We start from the raw sequence: 1,074 nt of genomic DNA, 5'->3' as shown, positions 1-1,074 counted from the left end.
CTTCTGGATTATTTCTATGGTTCTTGTTCTGATTGGTCTTGCGACATTGAAAGTGCGTTAATCGCACTTTCCAAGAACAAGCAATACAGTGTGATCACATATGGAACGTTGGCAAAACATACATAACGTTGTCGTCGTAGGGCTCGGTATTACCGGGCTCTCTGTCGTTAAACACCTCCGAAAAACTCAGCCGCAATTGACGGTTAAAGTTATTGATACGCGTGACAATCCGCCAGGCGCTGAGCGTCTGCCTGAACAGGTTGAACTGCACCGTGGTGGTTGGAATACTCAGTGGCTTGCAGAAGCTGACTTGGTGGTGACCAACCCTGGTATAGCGTTAGCGACACCAGAGATACAAACTGTGCTAGTGAAAGGCACGCCTGTCGTGGGGGACATCGAGTTGTTTGCTTGGGCGGTGAATAAGCCAGTGGTGGCCATCACGGGTTCAAACGGCAAGAGCACGGTGACAGATTTAACTGGTGTGATGGCGAAAGCGGCAGGATTGACGGTGGGTGTCGGCGGTAACATTGGCGTGCCTGCACTGGAGCTGCTTGAGCAAGATGCGGATTTGTATGTACTGGAACTTTCAAGTTTTCAGTTGGAAACGACGTCGAGTTTGAAACTCAAAGCGGCGGCATTTCTTAACCTTTCCGAAGATCACATGGATCGCTACGAAGGTATGGCAGATTATCGCGCTGCTAAGCTGCGTATTTTTGATCATGCAGAGTTAGCTGTAGTTAACCGTGATGATCAAGAGACGTACCCAGAGGTTGAGATGCCCGTGGTTACGTTTGGCAGCGATGAGCAAGCTTACGGCCTTGAAGTCGATGGTTCTCGCACATGGTTACTTGATCATGGTCAGCGCATCATCGCCAGCGATGAATTGAAACTTGTCGGCAAACATAACTTAGCGAACGCTCTCGTCGTGTTGGCTCTGCTCAAAGCTGCAGGTGTTGATTACCACAACGCTTTGAATGCACTTAAAAATTACACGGGACTGACACACCGATGCCAGGTGGTTGCGGATAATCGTGGCGTAAAATGGGTGAATGACTCTAAAGCAACTAATATCGC

Annotated in this window: 1 protein-coding gene; it reads left to right on the top strand. The window is 49.0% G+C overall.

All coding sequences use genetic code 11. From position 1 onward, the window contains the following. Positions 1 to 100: 100 nt before the first annotated feature. Positions 101 to 1,074, top strand: a 974-nt coding sequence (murD, locus tag R7044_RS24330; RefSeq protein ID WP_225455888.1) for a UDP-N-acetylmuramoyl-L-alanine--D-glutamate ligase, incomplete at its 3' end; no start/stop codon positions are given.

This window comes from Vibrio sp. 1402 (assembly GCF_033340275.1).
The sequence above is the reverse complement of the archived record's forward strand: the minus strand, read 5'-3'. Positions and strand labels throughout refer to the sequence as shown.